Genomic DNA, 14,933 nt, shown 5'->3' with positions numbered 1-14,933 from the left:
TGATTTATAAGTTATTTAATGTTGTTTCCAATTCTCGCTTCCAAAGTTGATAAGCACTTTGATATTCTGCCTTGTTACTCAAAGGCTTAAATGTCATTACATAGTCATTATTCATAATTGCCTTACCAAAGGCCTCAAAATCTCCATTTTTCAGTACTCCTGCCCTAGCAGCTCCAATGGCACCCGTTGTATTGTATATCTCTATATCATATCCAATTAAGGTTGCCACGGTTTCAGAGAAAATATCCGATCTAAACAGATTATCATTTCCTGCCCTCATCACATTTACCTTGATACCGTCAGACTCCATGATTTCCATCCCGTATACAAACGAAAAGGCAATACCTTCCAAAGCTGCTCTACAAAGATGGCCCTTGCCATGGTTGTTCAAGTTTATGTTTACCAGTCTAGTTCCAACTTCCTGATTATTAAGCATACGTTCCGCTCCATTGCCAAAAGGTATGATCACCACACCATCTGAACCAACAGGAACTTCAGCCGCCAAGCTATTCATTTCTTCATAAGATGCGACCTCCAAATTATTAAGCAACCACCTGTATTGTATTCCTGAACCATTTATACATAATAGCTTACCTATTCTAGAATCGCCATTGGGACTATAGTTAACATGCGCGAAATTATTTACCCTAGCACTTTCCTTGACAGATAAACTATCGGTAACCGCGTAAACCACTCCAGAAGTTCCTCCTGTGGCGGCTACCTCACCCGGATTAAAGACGTTGAGTGATAAGGCATTATTAGGTTGATCTCCCGCTCTATACAAAATGGGCGTTCCAACCTTTAATCCACTTTCTTCAGCTCCTTTTTCATTGACATAGGACTGTTCGCTAAAGGTTTCAACAATGTCTGGCACTAAATTAGCGTTCAACCCGTAGTACTCCATTAAAAAAGAGGCAACTTCTTTATTCTTAAAATCCCAAAAAATTCCTTCGGAAAGTCCAGAAACCGTTGTGTTTATTGTTCCGGAGAGTTTATATGCCATATAATCCCCAGGTAGCATAAACTTATGAATTTTTGCAAAGGTTTCAGGTTCATTATCCTTTACCCATTTAAGTTTGGAAGCGGTAAAATTAGAGGGTGAATTCAATAAATATTCTGAGCATCTGTCCTCGCCCAGCTCTTCAAAGGCTTTTTGTCCGATCGGCACAGCTCGACTATCACACCATATAATCGAGTTTCTAAGTGCTTTCCCATCCTTATCTACCAATACCAATCCATGCATTTGATAGGAAATACCTATTCCCATAATTTCATCGGAGGATATTCCGTGCTCCTTTAATAGTCGTTTAATTCCCGTACAGGTATGAATCCACCAATCCTCAGGATTTTGCTCTGCCCAACCATTTTTAAGGGCCAACATGGACATCTCTTTTTCTGGCTCTTGGACCACATCGATCCGTTTCCCGGATTCAGATGCTACCAAGGCAACCTTGATGGAAGAACTACCAATATCCAAACCTAAATAATACATAGTTTCATTTCGCTTTTATTGCAATTAATCTTTTATGCAGTTTAAAAATACTACAAACTGAAGTCAGCCCTACCTCTCAACCTAAAAATTTTTGTTTATAAAGCAAAATAAAGGTGGTTATTTTAATTATTAACTATCATTAGCTTATTGATTTTTAGATATTTGTATTTTTTTCGTGAATTACGAAAACTTAACGAAACCCTTTTCGCAATCAAAAAAAATAGGCCCCTGGAAAGTTAACATTTCCAAGGGCCTCTCCCATAGCACAAGTAGGAATTACAAACTTTGTAGCTTACTCAAAGCTTCAGATTTGGAATTAACGTCCAGTTTTAAATATATATTCTGAATGTGAAAATTAACAGTGCTAGTCGTCACGAATAACTTATCCGCTATCATCTTATACGTTGCACCGTTACACAGATAATCAACAATCTGATTTTCCCTTTCAGAGAAGAAACTAAACGACTTTTTATTAAAATTGGAAACAACCTGTTTTACAATATCATTACTGATTGTGGCGCCTTCTTCCTTAACACTATTCAATGCATGACTAAACTTATTTGCGGACATTGGCTTTGTCAAATAACCATTGGCGCCTTCTTTAAAGCTTTTTTTTATGAGGTCAAAATCATTGTCCTCGCTAATCATGACCACCTTAACGTTCCAATCTTTTTTCTTGTAAAGTCTTATGGTATCCAAACCACTACAACCATGTAAGTCAACCTCTGTCAAAACAATATCCGGTTTTGTTCGGTTAAAATCCTTAAGAGCTTTGTCTGCGGAGCTATAAATGCCCATTAGGTTAAAACCATTCACCATTTTCAGGTGATTTAAATAAGAGGAATGAAGGTTTTCATCTCTTTCAACAATGATAATTTTTAAGTCTTGAGTATTCATAATAAGTAAAAATTGTCCTGTATGGATTCAAATTGAATTCCATATCCGGGGGTTAATATTGGGTAAAATTTGGGTTTCGATTAGTCTCAAAGTTCATTGATTTTCCATGGGTTGCCCCTTAGAAAATAGCTTTACATAAAAGAATAAACCTTGGAAAAGCAATGATCTTTAAGAAACTAAAAGTAGAATAGCAATGACAGCTTTATCGTCCGATGCCAAATGCTAAGGGGTGCAAAATTGGTTTTAGAATAAAATCCAAAAACTTCGGAACTCTAAGAAAGTTCCTATTGATTGTCGTCAAGAAGGATTGCTTTTGGGTAGAAAGCCGTAGGTAAAATTTTTCCATGTTTGGGGGATTTGGGGTTAAACAATGGTTTCATTTCTGTTTGAGTTCGAAATATACCTTTTTATGAAATACATAGGTTAAACACCATCGTTTTTTCGTTAAAATGCACAATTCGGATGTAATTCATCGAGATTTTAGCCTTAAAATAAAAAGGAGGGGCCCCAGTTATCCCCCCGGATACTACCCCTCCTTCTGTCGACAATTTACTCAAACATAGAAATACTCAAACTTTTATATTGTCTTTATAGTATGTAAAACCTACTATAATTTTGTTAATCTTACTAATAGGTATCATCGTCCTCAAAGGTATTCGATGCCGTCGCCGTGTGCTGATCAACCTGCATAATCCATTTTTCATCATTGTACTTGCCATCTAGGTTGGATACAAATGCGTTATGCGCTTCACTCTTATAGTCGTAATCCGCTAAGTATACATAGTACAATCCGTTTTCTTTATTATAGAACTGTTTTGCATCTAACCCTTTTTCCTTTAAATTCTTCATAAAGGCGTTCAAATACTTTTTGTTACTATAAACATTGGCAATAACATAATATCCCGATTTAATCCCTAACACATCAGAATCGCCTAACATTTTAATAGGAAGCTTTTTATACTTTTCATAGTCGTCTTCAGCCGCCATCGCTGCGTGCTCCTCCTCCATTTTTTTAGCGGCCATCATCGTTCTTTCCTCTAACTTAAAGTTTTGTAAGTTAGAATCAACACTATTCTTTATATCGTTTCTTAACAACCTGACTATGGTTTCAAACTTCTTTTCAAAAGCCAAGGTCCTGGCCTCTTCAAGCGAATCTTGTCTTAGTATAAGTTCATCCAATACTAAACGATTTTGATATGCCAGATCTTCAGTATCCATATCGCTAGAGGCTGAAGGAGCCGATAGCTCCGTAGCGACCACTTGCTTTTTCTCCGCTCTTTTTTCCTTTCTATTCGCTTTGTCTCTTTCTGATATTAAATCGGCAATTTGCTCCTCATAGTTTCTCACAATGGCATCGATCTTACTATCGTTAGAGCGATCAGCGATGGTGATGGACATATCTTCGTCCTTAAATTTATAAGCCAAGGAAACTTCATGGTTCCAACCCAAGTTCGATTCATTTTGGGACAAATCCTTTTCAATCAAATATCCTAAAGACATTCTTTTACTGAAATTAAAGCCTACGCCTGCTGACATGCCATACTCTTGGTCTATGGTTGTTTGTAGCCAACCATAATTAGGTAAATCCAATAATAGAGACCCTAAATAGTAAATACTTCCATCTTCATTTTTTCCCACTTGTCCCAATGGCATTAATCTTGCATTTTCAAATAAACCCCTGCCTGCATTAAACATATGCGTGTATTGCAATGAGGCCTTTACACTTCTGGTAGAAAGGTTGGTAAGAAATTCATCCGTAGTTTGGTTATAACGTAATAAATCCTCCGCGTACAGTCCAAAATCAAAGTTTCCAATAGATAGGTTTATTCCCGGTTGCACGGCTATCTTGCTCTCTTTTCTGGATTCGGCAATCTCTGGATCGGTCTCCGAAATAACTACGCGATTTTTATCCAGTCCTTGATTGAAATAAGTAATATTGGTACCAAAGGTAAGTTTGCTATTGTCACCCAGTTTTACAGCGGTGGCGTAATTGGCATTAAAACCAAATTCCTGTACCACACCTGCCCATTGACTGTATACTCCAATACCTATTGCTGTATTCTCGTTCAACATATTACTAAAACCAAGAAAATAGTTCTGACTGTTATCATCAAAAGTTGCATACTGGTTCCTGTGCAAAATATTAAGATAGGATTTGTTTTCTCTTACCAAGGAAAAGGTTGGGTTAATCAAGTACCTATTAAAGAACAACTGGTTGTGGTATGTACTACTTGAATTTAAGTTCGTACTGGCCTCCTGACCAATAACATTCAGGCTTCCCATTAACATAAATAGGATAAGGGGAAGACCTATTTTTACGGGTATTTTAGTTATAAATTTCATTTGAGTAGGGTTTAAAAGTTTGAGTACTATTATCTTCAAAGGATTGGGGGTATTAATGACCATTTCTAAGGTGTGGGAATTAATTTCCTTTGTAAAGCTCTTTTAAGAATCAATAGGGGGATTAATTAGTTTTAATGATCTTCTTCAAATACTGAATTGGAATATTGGGTTCTAGTTTCCGTATTCATGGCTTCCATCAAATGAAAGTCCCTTACATTCTTAGTATTACGTTCACCAAAGTAGGAGAAGGCAACTTTTTCCATCGTATTACCATTTCCTCCTCTATTGCTCATTACATATCCCATTCCTTCATTGTTTGTAAATTGAATGGAGAAGTCGTCACTTGGACTATTGATAGTACTGCCCATATTCATGGCCAAGCCCACGTTTCTTTTTTCGACCTCCACCATATAAACATCTAATCCACCATAGCCTTTATGACCTTCGGAGGCAAATACCAAAGTATTTCCTTCCATAACCTTAGGATACATTTCATTCTTCTTCGTGTTAACCTTAGTACCTAAGTTTTTTGCTATTCCTACAATACCACTAGATTTAATGGTAGCCACGTAAATATCAAACTCGCCAAAGGTTCCTGGCATATTCGAGGCAAAGAACAATCTACCTCCATCTTTGGATATCGCTGGATGCAATGCTGAATATTCCTTTGGGCACAAGTCCAATTCCTTTATGGTCTTCCATTCACCATTCACCTTATCTGCCCTAAAAATTCGGTGTACTTTTTGTTTTTTAGAAAATATTCCGGTTGTAGGCTTTACTAAAACTTCTTTACTAAAGTATGCGGTCCTACCATTGTTAGTCAACACAACCGGACTTTCATAATTTAAGTCCTTCTCCTCTGTTATAACAGGCTTGTTTCTCAAATAAGACCTATCATTTCCTAAGGATGCCGTACTGTACTCCGTATCAATATATAGCGGTCGGAAGTTATTTCGCTTTGAAAATCTCTTCGGAGCTTTACTGGAAGCATCGGTCATATGGTAATCGGACTTCACTAGTTCGGTCCAGTTCTCATCCTCCTCGGCCTGTTTTAAAACAGTTCCCAATTTGGACAGTGCATGGTCGTATCGCTTTTGATATGAAGCGTCCAATTTCCCGTTCGGAGTTATTTCAATCAATTTCTCGTACCAGAACAAGGCAGTTTCATAATTATGGGATAGAAAATATGCATTTCCCAAATCCTGATAAATTTCCTGTTCGGTATATCCTAGGGATTTCAGATCTTCATAGTTTTGAAGTCGCTGTTCATTCTCGGTCAATTGATGGGTCCCATTGGATACCACCAATCCATCCTGGGCATTAAGCGTGTAAAAACCTATTAAAAGGCTACACCCGATGACCAATTTGTAAGCTAGAGTATTTCTCATAATACTGGGTTTTGGGGTTCAACAAGACAAAGGTCATTAAAGAAGTCGGTGCTTTACTTGACAATAATTCATAGGTTTTCACAGGTTTTTGAGTTTTTTCTTAAAATTTGATGTATTTCATCGAATATTTTAAACCTTTAATCCGTGTATTTCACTTTATCGATAAAAACCATCGATGAAATGCTTTCATTTTTTCTTAATTATTTGTTAATAATGTTAAGAATTTGTAAATTACCATTACAAATGTAATCCCGTACACTATGAAAGTTTCCAATAATACGCTAGATTCAAAATTAATGTCGGACATTCTTTTATTGGTCATGTTAATTGTCACTGCTATCATTTTTATGCAATATTCCCAAGAAATAGAAAATGAGATTACTACTGCGGTACTGAACTCGGTCAGTGACATAAACAATAGTATTGCGGAAACCCGAACCGGAGGATAAAAGCGTGCCGAACCTAGCGCCTGCCAACAAGTACATTGGTTACAAGTGCACCAACTATCATTAATATTCCTAACAAGCTTGTAATGGTATATATATCCCCGAACCAGTAAACACCTATGGTGACGGTAAATATGACCTCGATATATTTTAATGGAGCCACTAACGTGGTTTTAGCCACCTGAAAAGCTTTGGTCATAAACAATTGTCCAAAGAATCCAAACAATCCTAAACTCAACAACAACCACCACTCATTTCCCTGAGGCAGGCTAAAATTATTAATACTCAATAAGCCTCCAATAACAGTTCCAATGAACATAAAATAGTTGACGATAACCAGTGGATGGTCTCCCTTGCCTATTCTTCGTATCAACACATACACCATTCCACTGAAAACGGAGGCCGTTAGCACCAATAACAAACCAGTTGTATCAAGGGAGTCGCCGAACCCTTTTATCACCAAAACACCACAAAAAGCGATTGCAAACAAAAACCACTGGACCGCTCTTAGTTTTTCCTTTAAAAGAATTACAGCAAAAAAAGTTGCAAAAATAGGAGCTATATATCGTAGCGATACGGCAGTTCCTACTGGAATATATTTTAGGGACATAAAGAAGAGGCTCATAGCGGTTATTCCTGCAAACGACCTATAGAGCATTAACCTCTTATTATTCCCCATAATAGGGATTCCCTTAAAAAGAATATATGAGGTTGCTAAAACCAAGGAACCTATAGACCTAAAGAAAACAATTTCAAACGTTGGAAAATGGCTCAGATATTTCACAAACCCATTCATAAGCGTGAATGAGAATGTACTCAAAACCATAAATAGAACTGCTTTCTTCAAAAGGCTGTTTAGCTTTGTACAAAGTTAAATGAAGATAGTGGGAAAGAACTGGAAACCTCCCTTATAATTATTTAACGCTTTCCAAATTATGGCTTAATCTATTTTTCACTAATAGTACAAAAACTTAAAAACTACACGATTTGTCAATAAATTCGATACAAAAACCAATAATATTGATTTTAAGAATTAAAAAAACGAGCAAATTTCAAAATTTCAATATATTATTGTAACAGTTTGAGACAATAATTTAAAAATACATAGGATCAACATACATGAGAAAAGCAATTTTAATCCTTTTAGCTGTAGTTTTTTATCAAACGACTTTTGGGCAGGAGGAAATAAGACTTTATGATGGCAAAGCCCCAGGTTCCGAAAACTGGACATGGAAAGAGGGAATGAGTGAGAATAATTCCTTTAACACCAAAGTTGTTTATAATGTAACCGACCCAACCATTACCGCCTATCTACCTAACAAAGCTGCCGCAAATGGTTCCGCGGTAATTATAGCTCCCGGAGGGGCATTTCATACGCTAAGCATGAAAAGTGAAGGTGTCGATGTGGCAAAATGGTTAAATAGCAAGGGAATTGCCGCATTTGTACTCAAATATCGAGTAGCGAGAAGCTTTACGGATGACCCAGTCAAAGAACTCATAGGAAAAATGAACGATTTTGAAGCCTTGGATAAAGAAAATGAGCCTTATATCCCTTTAGCCATGGCAGATGGACTAAAAGCAATGGAATATGTTCGGACAAACGCCAAAGAGATGAATATTGACTCCGATAAAATTGGATTTATGGGCTTTTCCGCAGGGGGGACTTTAACCATGTCCGTTTTGTACAATGCAGATGATGCTACCAGACCTAACTTTGTTGCTCCGATTTACGCGTACGAGCCTGCTATTATAGGTTCAGACATTCCTACAGTCAAAACACCTATTTACATAGCCGTTGCCAGTGACGACCAATTAGGAATGGTACCCTATAGCATTAATATTTATAAAAAATGGTTTGAGGCCGAACAACCCGCAGAATTGCACATTTATGAGCGAGGCGGTCATGGATTTGGTATGAGACAGCAGGATATCCCTACGGATGAATGGTATGAGCAATTTGGGTCCTGGCTCAAAATGCATGGATTTATGGAAAAGCCTGCTGGACTTTCCCCATTTCAAAAGGCACCAACACCCAATGATACGTTAACCTCCGTCTTGCTTGATGTGGATAAAAAACTAAATTTTAAAATCTACGCCCCTCTGGCTGAGAAAGTGACCGTTTCCGGGGATTTTCCCGGTGGATTTCCCGGAATCAATTTAACTAAGAATTATAGTGGTGTCTGGGCTGGAAAAACAGAAAGTGATGTCGCTGCGGACATTTATACCTATGACTTTACCGTAAACAATGTTAAGACCTTGGACCCTAAAAACACTTGGGTGAAAGAGAGCCTTAATGGATTTTCCAACCTTGTTGAAATACAAGGACCGGAAAACAATTTTCAAACGCAACAAGATGTTCCCCACGGTCGTGTGGAAGAAGTATGGTATTCTTCCAAAAGCCTAAATGGGGCTCAGAGAAGACTTCATGTCTACCTGCCTCCTTCCTATGACCAACGAAAGAAAAAGGATAAACTACCCGTGCTGTATTTATTACACGGAGGCGGTGATAATGATGCCTCATGGACAACAGCGGGCCAAGCCAACGTTATATTGGACAATTTATATGCAGAAGGCAAACTAGAACCTATGCTTGTAGTTATGCCCAGCGGACATACAGAGACGGAAGGGTTTTTCATGGGAGTTGGACCTGATCAAGACCCATTTTGTAATGACCTATTAAATGATATCATCCCCTTTGTTGAAAATACCTATCCCGTTTCCAGCAGCCGCTCGAACAGAGCCATTGCCGGACTTTCCATGGGAGGTGTACAGACCTTAAACATTGCATTATGGAACCCTAAGTTATTTGGATATGTAATACCCATGAGCACGGGTTACTTTTCTCCGAATATTGCCGAAATAAAGGAAAATTATAGTGAGGTAATGGGGAATGAGGAAATCAACCATTTCGAACTTTTTCAAATTTATATGGGAGGTGAAGAAGACATTGCCTATCAAAACAATTTGAACATGATGGCTATGTTCGATGAGTTTGGTATAAAGTATATTTATAAAAATGGTGAAGGAGCACATACCTTCAGAGCATGGAGAAGAAACCTACATGATTTTGCCCCTCTACTCTTTAAAAAATGAAAACCTTAATATCCAAGAAAATGAAAATTACCACTTTAAGTATATTGATATTTGTTTTGAGTTATGGAATTAATGCACAGACCATTGTAGAAACTCAGGATGGTAAGATCCAAGGATATTCGAGCAATGGTATTGATATTTACAAAGGAATACCTTTTGCTCAGCCACCTACAGGAGCGCTCCGGTGGAAAGCCCCGCAACCGGTTATACCGTGGGAAGACGTAAAGGAGTGTATCGAATTTGGACCAAGTCCCATACAGAACAAACCGGAACCCTTTCTCTGTTGGAGTGAGGAATTCATTGCCAAACCGGAACCTTTAAGTGAGGATTGCCTTTATCTAAATGTTTGGACTCCCGCAAAAAGGAAAACCGAAAAACTTCCGGTATTCGTATGGATCTATGGCGGGGGGTTAAGCTCAGGTTCTGCCAATTGTGATATTTACGACGGTCAACAAATGGCCGAACAAGGAATTATTTATGTAAGTATTAATTATCGTGTGGGTGTTCTAGGATTTATGGCACATCCGGAATTATCAAAAGAATCTGGTCACAACGCTTCTGGAAATTATGGTTTTATGGACCAATTACAGGCACTGAAGTGGGTTAAAAATAATATCGAGGCATTTGGCGGGGACCCTGGAAATGTTACCATCGCAGGTCAATCCGCTGGTTCCTTTAGTGTTAATGCCCAGATAGCTTCACCGTTGGCCAAAGGATACTTTCAAAAGGCAATTACCCAAAGTGGGGGCATTTTAAGCGGTAGATTGATGCAGGATTTACCATCGGCTGAACAGCAAGGTGCGTCCTTTGCCAAATTGGCCAATGCCGGTTCAATCGCTGAGTTGAGAAAAATACCTGCGGAAGAATTACAAAAAATAAGTCACCAAAGCGAAGTCGGAAGATTCGGGGTAGTTTCGGATGCTTACTTCCTCCCTACGGATTTGTTGCACTATTTTAAGGAAGGAAAACAAAATCAAGTGTCCGTACTTTCGGGTTGGGTCACTGGTGATGCCTCACTTTTTCCTGTCAATGATATTACCACAGCGTCCTTCAAAAAAGATGCTTTCCAAAATTATGGTGACAGAACAGGGGAGTTTCTAGAGTACTTCCCCGCCAATACCAACGAAGAAGCCACAGCTTCACAAAAAAAACTCAACCTATTGAACTTCGCCGGTGTTCCCAGTTACTTATTGGCTAAGTATATGGATAAGAATGTCTGGCTCTATGAGTTTACCCATGTTCCTACGAATAAGCCCGGTTTTCCCAACTATGGAGCCTTTCATACTTCGGAAGTGCCTTTTGCGCTCCATACCTTGGATCAATGGAATAGGGATTGGAAACCCGAGGAGCGTACCTTGGAAAATCAAATGTCCGCCTATTGGGTCAATTTTGCCAAGACAGGGAACCCCAATGGCGAAAACCTTCCTGTTTGGAATGCCTATGATATCCATAATGGGAACATCATGATTTTTGATACAGATTTAGGTATGCAGGAAATATATAAAAAGGAATTTGAATTCTTGACCCATTGATTTTTGACAGACCCTAGTCGAATTTAGGAATAGCAAAAAGAAAAGGGCCAGCTGATCAGCTGGCCCTTTTTTGTAATAGTGGAAATAGAGTTATGCTTCACAACTAGCACATTCCTTCTTTTGTTTGAATTTTTGTGCGGCATTCATGCTATGTTGGTAGTAGAGGGATTTTAATCCCAGTTTCCAAGCCGTAACATGAATTTTATTGATTTCCTTAACTGGCATTTCCGGGTGAACGATGATGTTCACGGACTGCCCTTGGTCTATGTGGTTTTGCCTATTTGCTGCCTGGTAGATGATATCCATTTGGTCTATTTCGGAATAAGTCTTGAATACCTCTTTTTCCTCGTCCGTTAAGAAATCCAAGTGTTGTACAGAACCATCAAAATCTCGTATACTTCTCCATACTTCGGTCGTATTCATGCCTTTTTCTTCCAACAACGCTACCAAATAAGGGTTTCTAATCGTCGTTTTTACCTTGGCAATATCCTTAACATAGGTATTGGACCATATCGGCTCTATACCTTGGGACACTTGACCCAAAATAAATGCTGATGAAGTTGTAGGAGCAATAGCATTCAACGTGGCATTACGTCTTCCGTACCCCTTTAAAACGGCTGGTTCTCCAAATCTTTTCGCTAACTCCTCAGAGGCTTTATAAGACTTCTCTTTTATAGCCTTGAATATTTCACTATTTAGATTGTATGCTTCCTGGCTATTAAATGCTAGCATTTTTGATTGCAATAAGGAATGCCATCCCAATACTCCAAGACCCAAAGAACGATTTTCCTTGGCAAAGTTGTAGGCACGTTCCATAAACAAGAACGTTTGTCGGTCCTCACGACTATCTGAGTCCCTATACGCTTCTAATTTCTCGCAGAATTCCGTAATTACGGCGTCCAAGAAATGTACCATCGTTTCTACGGCATCGGTATCCTTCCACTTATCGTAATGTAAAACGTTTACGGAAGACAATACACAGACAAAGGACCATTGATCATTGGACGGTAACATGATTTCCGTACACAGGTTACTTGCATAGATAGCATGGTTTTTATCCCTATATACATCCGCTGCACCATTGTTGGCATTATCTTTAAAGAAAATGTATGGGTAGCCCATTTCTCCCCTTCGCTGTAAAACTTTTGCCCAAATTGACCTTTTTTCTACATCACCATCGACCATTTCCTGCATCCACTCATTGGTAACCGTAACGCCGTGGGTTAGCTCTTGAATTGGATTTCCTTCAGTGCCTATTTCTAAAAACTCTTTAATATCCGGATGCTCAACAGGCAAATACGGTGAAAATCGACCACGACGAACCGACCCTTGACTTACTACATCCACCATAGATTCAAAAAGCTGCATAATATGGACCGCTCCAGATGCTTGACCATTATTTTTGACCTCTGCACCACGATGTCTTATTTTTCCAAAATAACCAGAAGTTCCACCTCCCAATTTAGACATCATTCCCACTTCGGACTGGGTATACAGAATATTACCCATGTCATCGTCTATGTGCGAACCAAAACAGCTGATAGGCAATCCTCTTTCTTTCCCAAAGTTTGACCAGACCGGAGAAGCTAGGGAATAAAAACCTTCACTCATATACCCATAAAACTTATCCGAAAATCCTGGAATATTTAAAATAGCCTCTGCCCTATCTGCAATTTCACGGATACGTTCTTCAGGAGTTACCCCTTTGGTCAAATAACCGGATGCCAAAAAGTTACGGCTATGATCGTTTAGCCAGGAAAAGCCTTTTTCCTGTTCTTTTTCTGATGATAAGTTTTTAAGCGCTTCTTTCCTGGCTTGCACAAGCTGGTCAGAACCGTTTAATACTTTCTCCTCTTGTACTTCTTTCTCTAGGTTTAGTTTTGAATCGTTCATTAAAATAAGTCGTCGCTGGTTATACTTTGTGTTCTTTTGCTGTAATTTATGGAGCGTTTTACAAAAAAGTCTCCATGTTTGGTACCGATAATCTCATCATCAAACCATTCGGTCTGCGCTAATAATTTTTCGTCTACCTCAAATATTTTTTCAATTCCTATACTATTCAAGGAATCATTAAATCTCTTTTTAATAAACTCTTTCACCAGAACCTTGGGTAAAAAGTCTATTTCGCCCGCCTCAAAAATCCAATCGATAATATCACTCTCCGCAGTAAACGCGTCCTTACACATGTCCTGAATCATGGAGTGATATTCCATATTGAACCACTCTGGATTTTCATCCTTAATAATGTTGATAATATCAATACCAAAATCCCCGTGTATTTGTTCTTCTTTGGATGTTGCTTCGACCACATTGGAAATTCCCTTCAACATGTTTTTGTGCTTATTAAAAGCCATGATGATTAAAAATTGAGAAAACAGGGAAACATGTTCTATAAATAAGGAGAACAACAAAATAGATTCTGCATATTCCTGATTATCCTCACTCTTTGCATTTTTCAAAGCCGTCTCCAAATAGTGGACACGTTTCATAATTACCGGCTTCTTCTTTAGGTTTTTAAACTCTTGGTTTAGCCCTAAAATTTCCAAGAGATGTGAATACGCATCATGGTGTCTTACTTCACTCTCCGCGAAAGTAGCTCCTACGGAACCAATTTCCGGCTTGGGCATTTTATGATAAATATCTCCCCAGAAGCTTTTTACGGCAACCTCTATTTGAGAAATAGCCAACATGGTATTTTTAATCGCACTTCGCTCCGTATCGGAAAGACGGGTTTTAAAGTCCTGAATATCACTTGTGAAATTGAACTCCGTATGTATCCAATACGAATGTCTTATCGCAGGAACATATTCGTACAAAGCAGGATATTCATAAGGTTTTAAATTAATACGTTTCTCGAAAATATTGGACTTTCTTTTTTGGGCTTGTTCATTTCTGTATAATATGTACGCCTTGGCAACCTCAAAAAAACCGCCCTCCATTAATTTTTTCTCTACGAAATCCTGAACCTCCTCTACCGTCGGCTTATATGCGTTATCTTTTACTTTTCTTTCCAAAAGCGCTGAATACACATTTTTGGAAATTTCTTCCGCCTCACCAGGACCACCTTGTTCCACCGCGGTCATGGCCTTTAAAATTGCATTCGTAATCTTATGTAATTGAAAGGGCTTAGTGGTAAAGTCCCTTTTAATGACTTCTGTTATCTCCATGTTAATAAAAGGTTAAAGTGATACTTCTTTCGAGAGGTATAAAGGTCAATTTTTTAAGTCTTCAATAGTGAATGGACGTTTGAAGTTTTTCAACACTTTTATCAACAATGAATTTTTAGCCTATAAAAAGCACCTTAGATATAAATTTTTATATATCTGATTTTCAATTGTTTAATAGCTAACAAATGAAGTTACAAGTTATACCAAAGTCAGTTTATTATATTTTTTAAACTAAATAAATATCAAAAAAAATCTTTTTTAAAGTAGTCCAAAAGATATTGAAACTTATGTTCCTAAAAGAGTGGATTATAGCCCTAGAAAACTTCAAAAAATAATTAAAAATTAGTGAAGTTTACTATTTATAATTTTAAAAGAAATTAACCGTACGGATAAATATTTTGACAAATTCTATACATCTCAATAGTTCTGATTTTATTCTTTTCCGAAAGGTTATTATCCAAATTAAAATTGATTTGAAATAATAAAATATATTCAAATTGAAGGATACAGTAACATCAATACTAGTGTACTCAGAAATTTTTTGTTCTTACTTTTTAATGGCGTTAAACGAAAAA

General features: G+C 37.9%; 10 protein-coding genes. 3 read left to right on the top strand and 7 right to left on the bottom strand.

What is annotated here, in order from left to right; genetic code table 11:
- Nucleotides 1-4: 4 nt before the first annotated feature.
- From PP182_RS11290 to PP182_RS11275, 4 genes are all read right to left on the bottom strand, one after another.
- Nucleotides 5-1,492: a xylulokinase gene (locus PP182_RS11290; RefSeq protein ID WP_272651357.1), complete on the bottom strand. Its 1,488-nt coding sequence runs from the start codon at nt 1,490-1,492 to the stop codon at nt 5-7.
- Nucleotides 1,493-1,768: 276 nt separating this feature from the next.
- The gene (locus PP182_RS11285; RefSeq protein ID WP_272651356.1) at nt 1,769-2,389 is read right to left on the bottom strand and encodes a response regulator transcription factor; all 621 of its coding nucleotides are present in this window, start codon (nt 2,387-2,389) and stop codon (nt 1,769-1,771) included.
- 627 nt (nt 2,390-3,016) lie between these two features.
- Nucleotides 3,017-4,732 (bottom strand): PorP/SprF family type IX secretion system membrane protein, encoded by a 1,716-nt coding sequence (locus tag PP182_RS11280; protein ID WP_272651355.1) that lies wholly within the window; start codon nt 4,730-4,732, stop codon nt 3,017-3,019.
- A 131-nt stretch (nt 4,733-4,863) separates the two neighbouring features.
- Nucleotides 4,864-6,120 (bottom strand): tetratricopeptide repeat protein, encoded by a 1,257-nt coding sequence (locus PP182_RS11275; RefSeq protein WP_272651354.1) that lies wholly within the window; start codon nt 6,118-6,120, stop codon nt 4,864-4,866.
- A gap of 260 nt (nt 6,121-6,380) precedes the next feature.
- Between PP182_RS11275 and PP182_RS11270 the strand changes: the two genes are divergently transcribed.
- A complete protein-coding gene (locus PP182_RS11270; RefSeq protein ID WP_272651353.1) occupies nt 6,381-6,569 on the top strand; it encodes a hypothetical protein in 189 nt (62 codons plus the stop codon).
- 13 nt (nt 6,570-6,582) lie between these two features.
- On the opposite strand, the gene PP182_RS11265 is transcribed toward PP182_RS11270, so the two are convergent.
- Entirely contained in the window at nt 6,583-7,413 is an 831-nt protein-coding gene (locus PP182_RS11265; protein WP_272651352.1) for a DMT family transporter, read from the bottom strand.
- A 272-nt stretch (nt 7,414-7,685) separates the two neighbouring features.
- On the opposite strand from PP182_RS11265, the gene PP182_RS11260 reads away from it, so the two are divergent.
- Entirely contained in the window at nt 7,686-9,659 is a 1,974-nt protein-coding gene (locus tag PP182_RS11260; protein WP_272651351.1) for an alpha/beta hydrolase-fold protein, read from the top strand.
- Nucleotides 9,656-11,191: a carboxylesterase/lipase family protein gene (locus tag PP182_RS11255; protein ID WP_272651350.1), complete on the top strand. Its 1,536-nt coding sequence runs from the start codon at nt 9,656-9,658 to the stop codon at nt 11,189-11,191. Before PP182_RS11260 ends, PP182_RS11255 begins: the two co-directional genes overlap by 4 nt.
- Before the next feature lie 90 nt (nt 11,192-11,281).
- Here the strand turns inward: PP182_RS11255 and PP182_RS11250 are convergent, their stop codons facing one another.
- Complete coding sequence (locus tag PP182_RS11250; RefSeq protein ID WP_272651349.1) at nt 11,282-13,084, bottom strand: ribonucleoside-diphosphate reductase subunit alpha; 1,803 nt, start codon at nt 13,082-13,084, stop codon at nt 11,282-11,284.
- Nucleotides 13,084-14,358 (bottom strand): ribonucleotide-diphosphate reductase subunit beta, encoded by a 1,275-nt coding sequence (locus PP182_RS11245; RefSeq protein ID WP_272651348.1) that lies wholly within the window; start codon nt 14,356-14,358, stop codon nt 13,084-13,086. Before PP182_RS11245 ends, PP182_RS11250 begins: the two co-directional genes overlap by 1 nt.
- Nucleotides 14,359-14,933 lie beyond the last annotated feature (575 nt).

Origin of the sequence: Maribacter sp. PR1 (assembly GCF_028464145.1) — a bacterium.
Classification (GTDB): Bacteria; Bacteroidota; Bacteroidia; order Flavobacteriales; family Flavobacteriaceae; genus Maribacter.
Note: the sequence above shows the minus strand (reverse complement) of the source record. Positions and strands in the feature narration are given on the sequence as shown.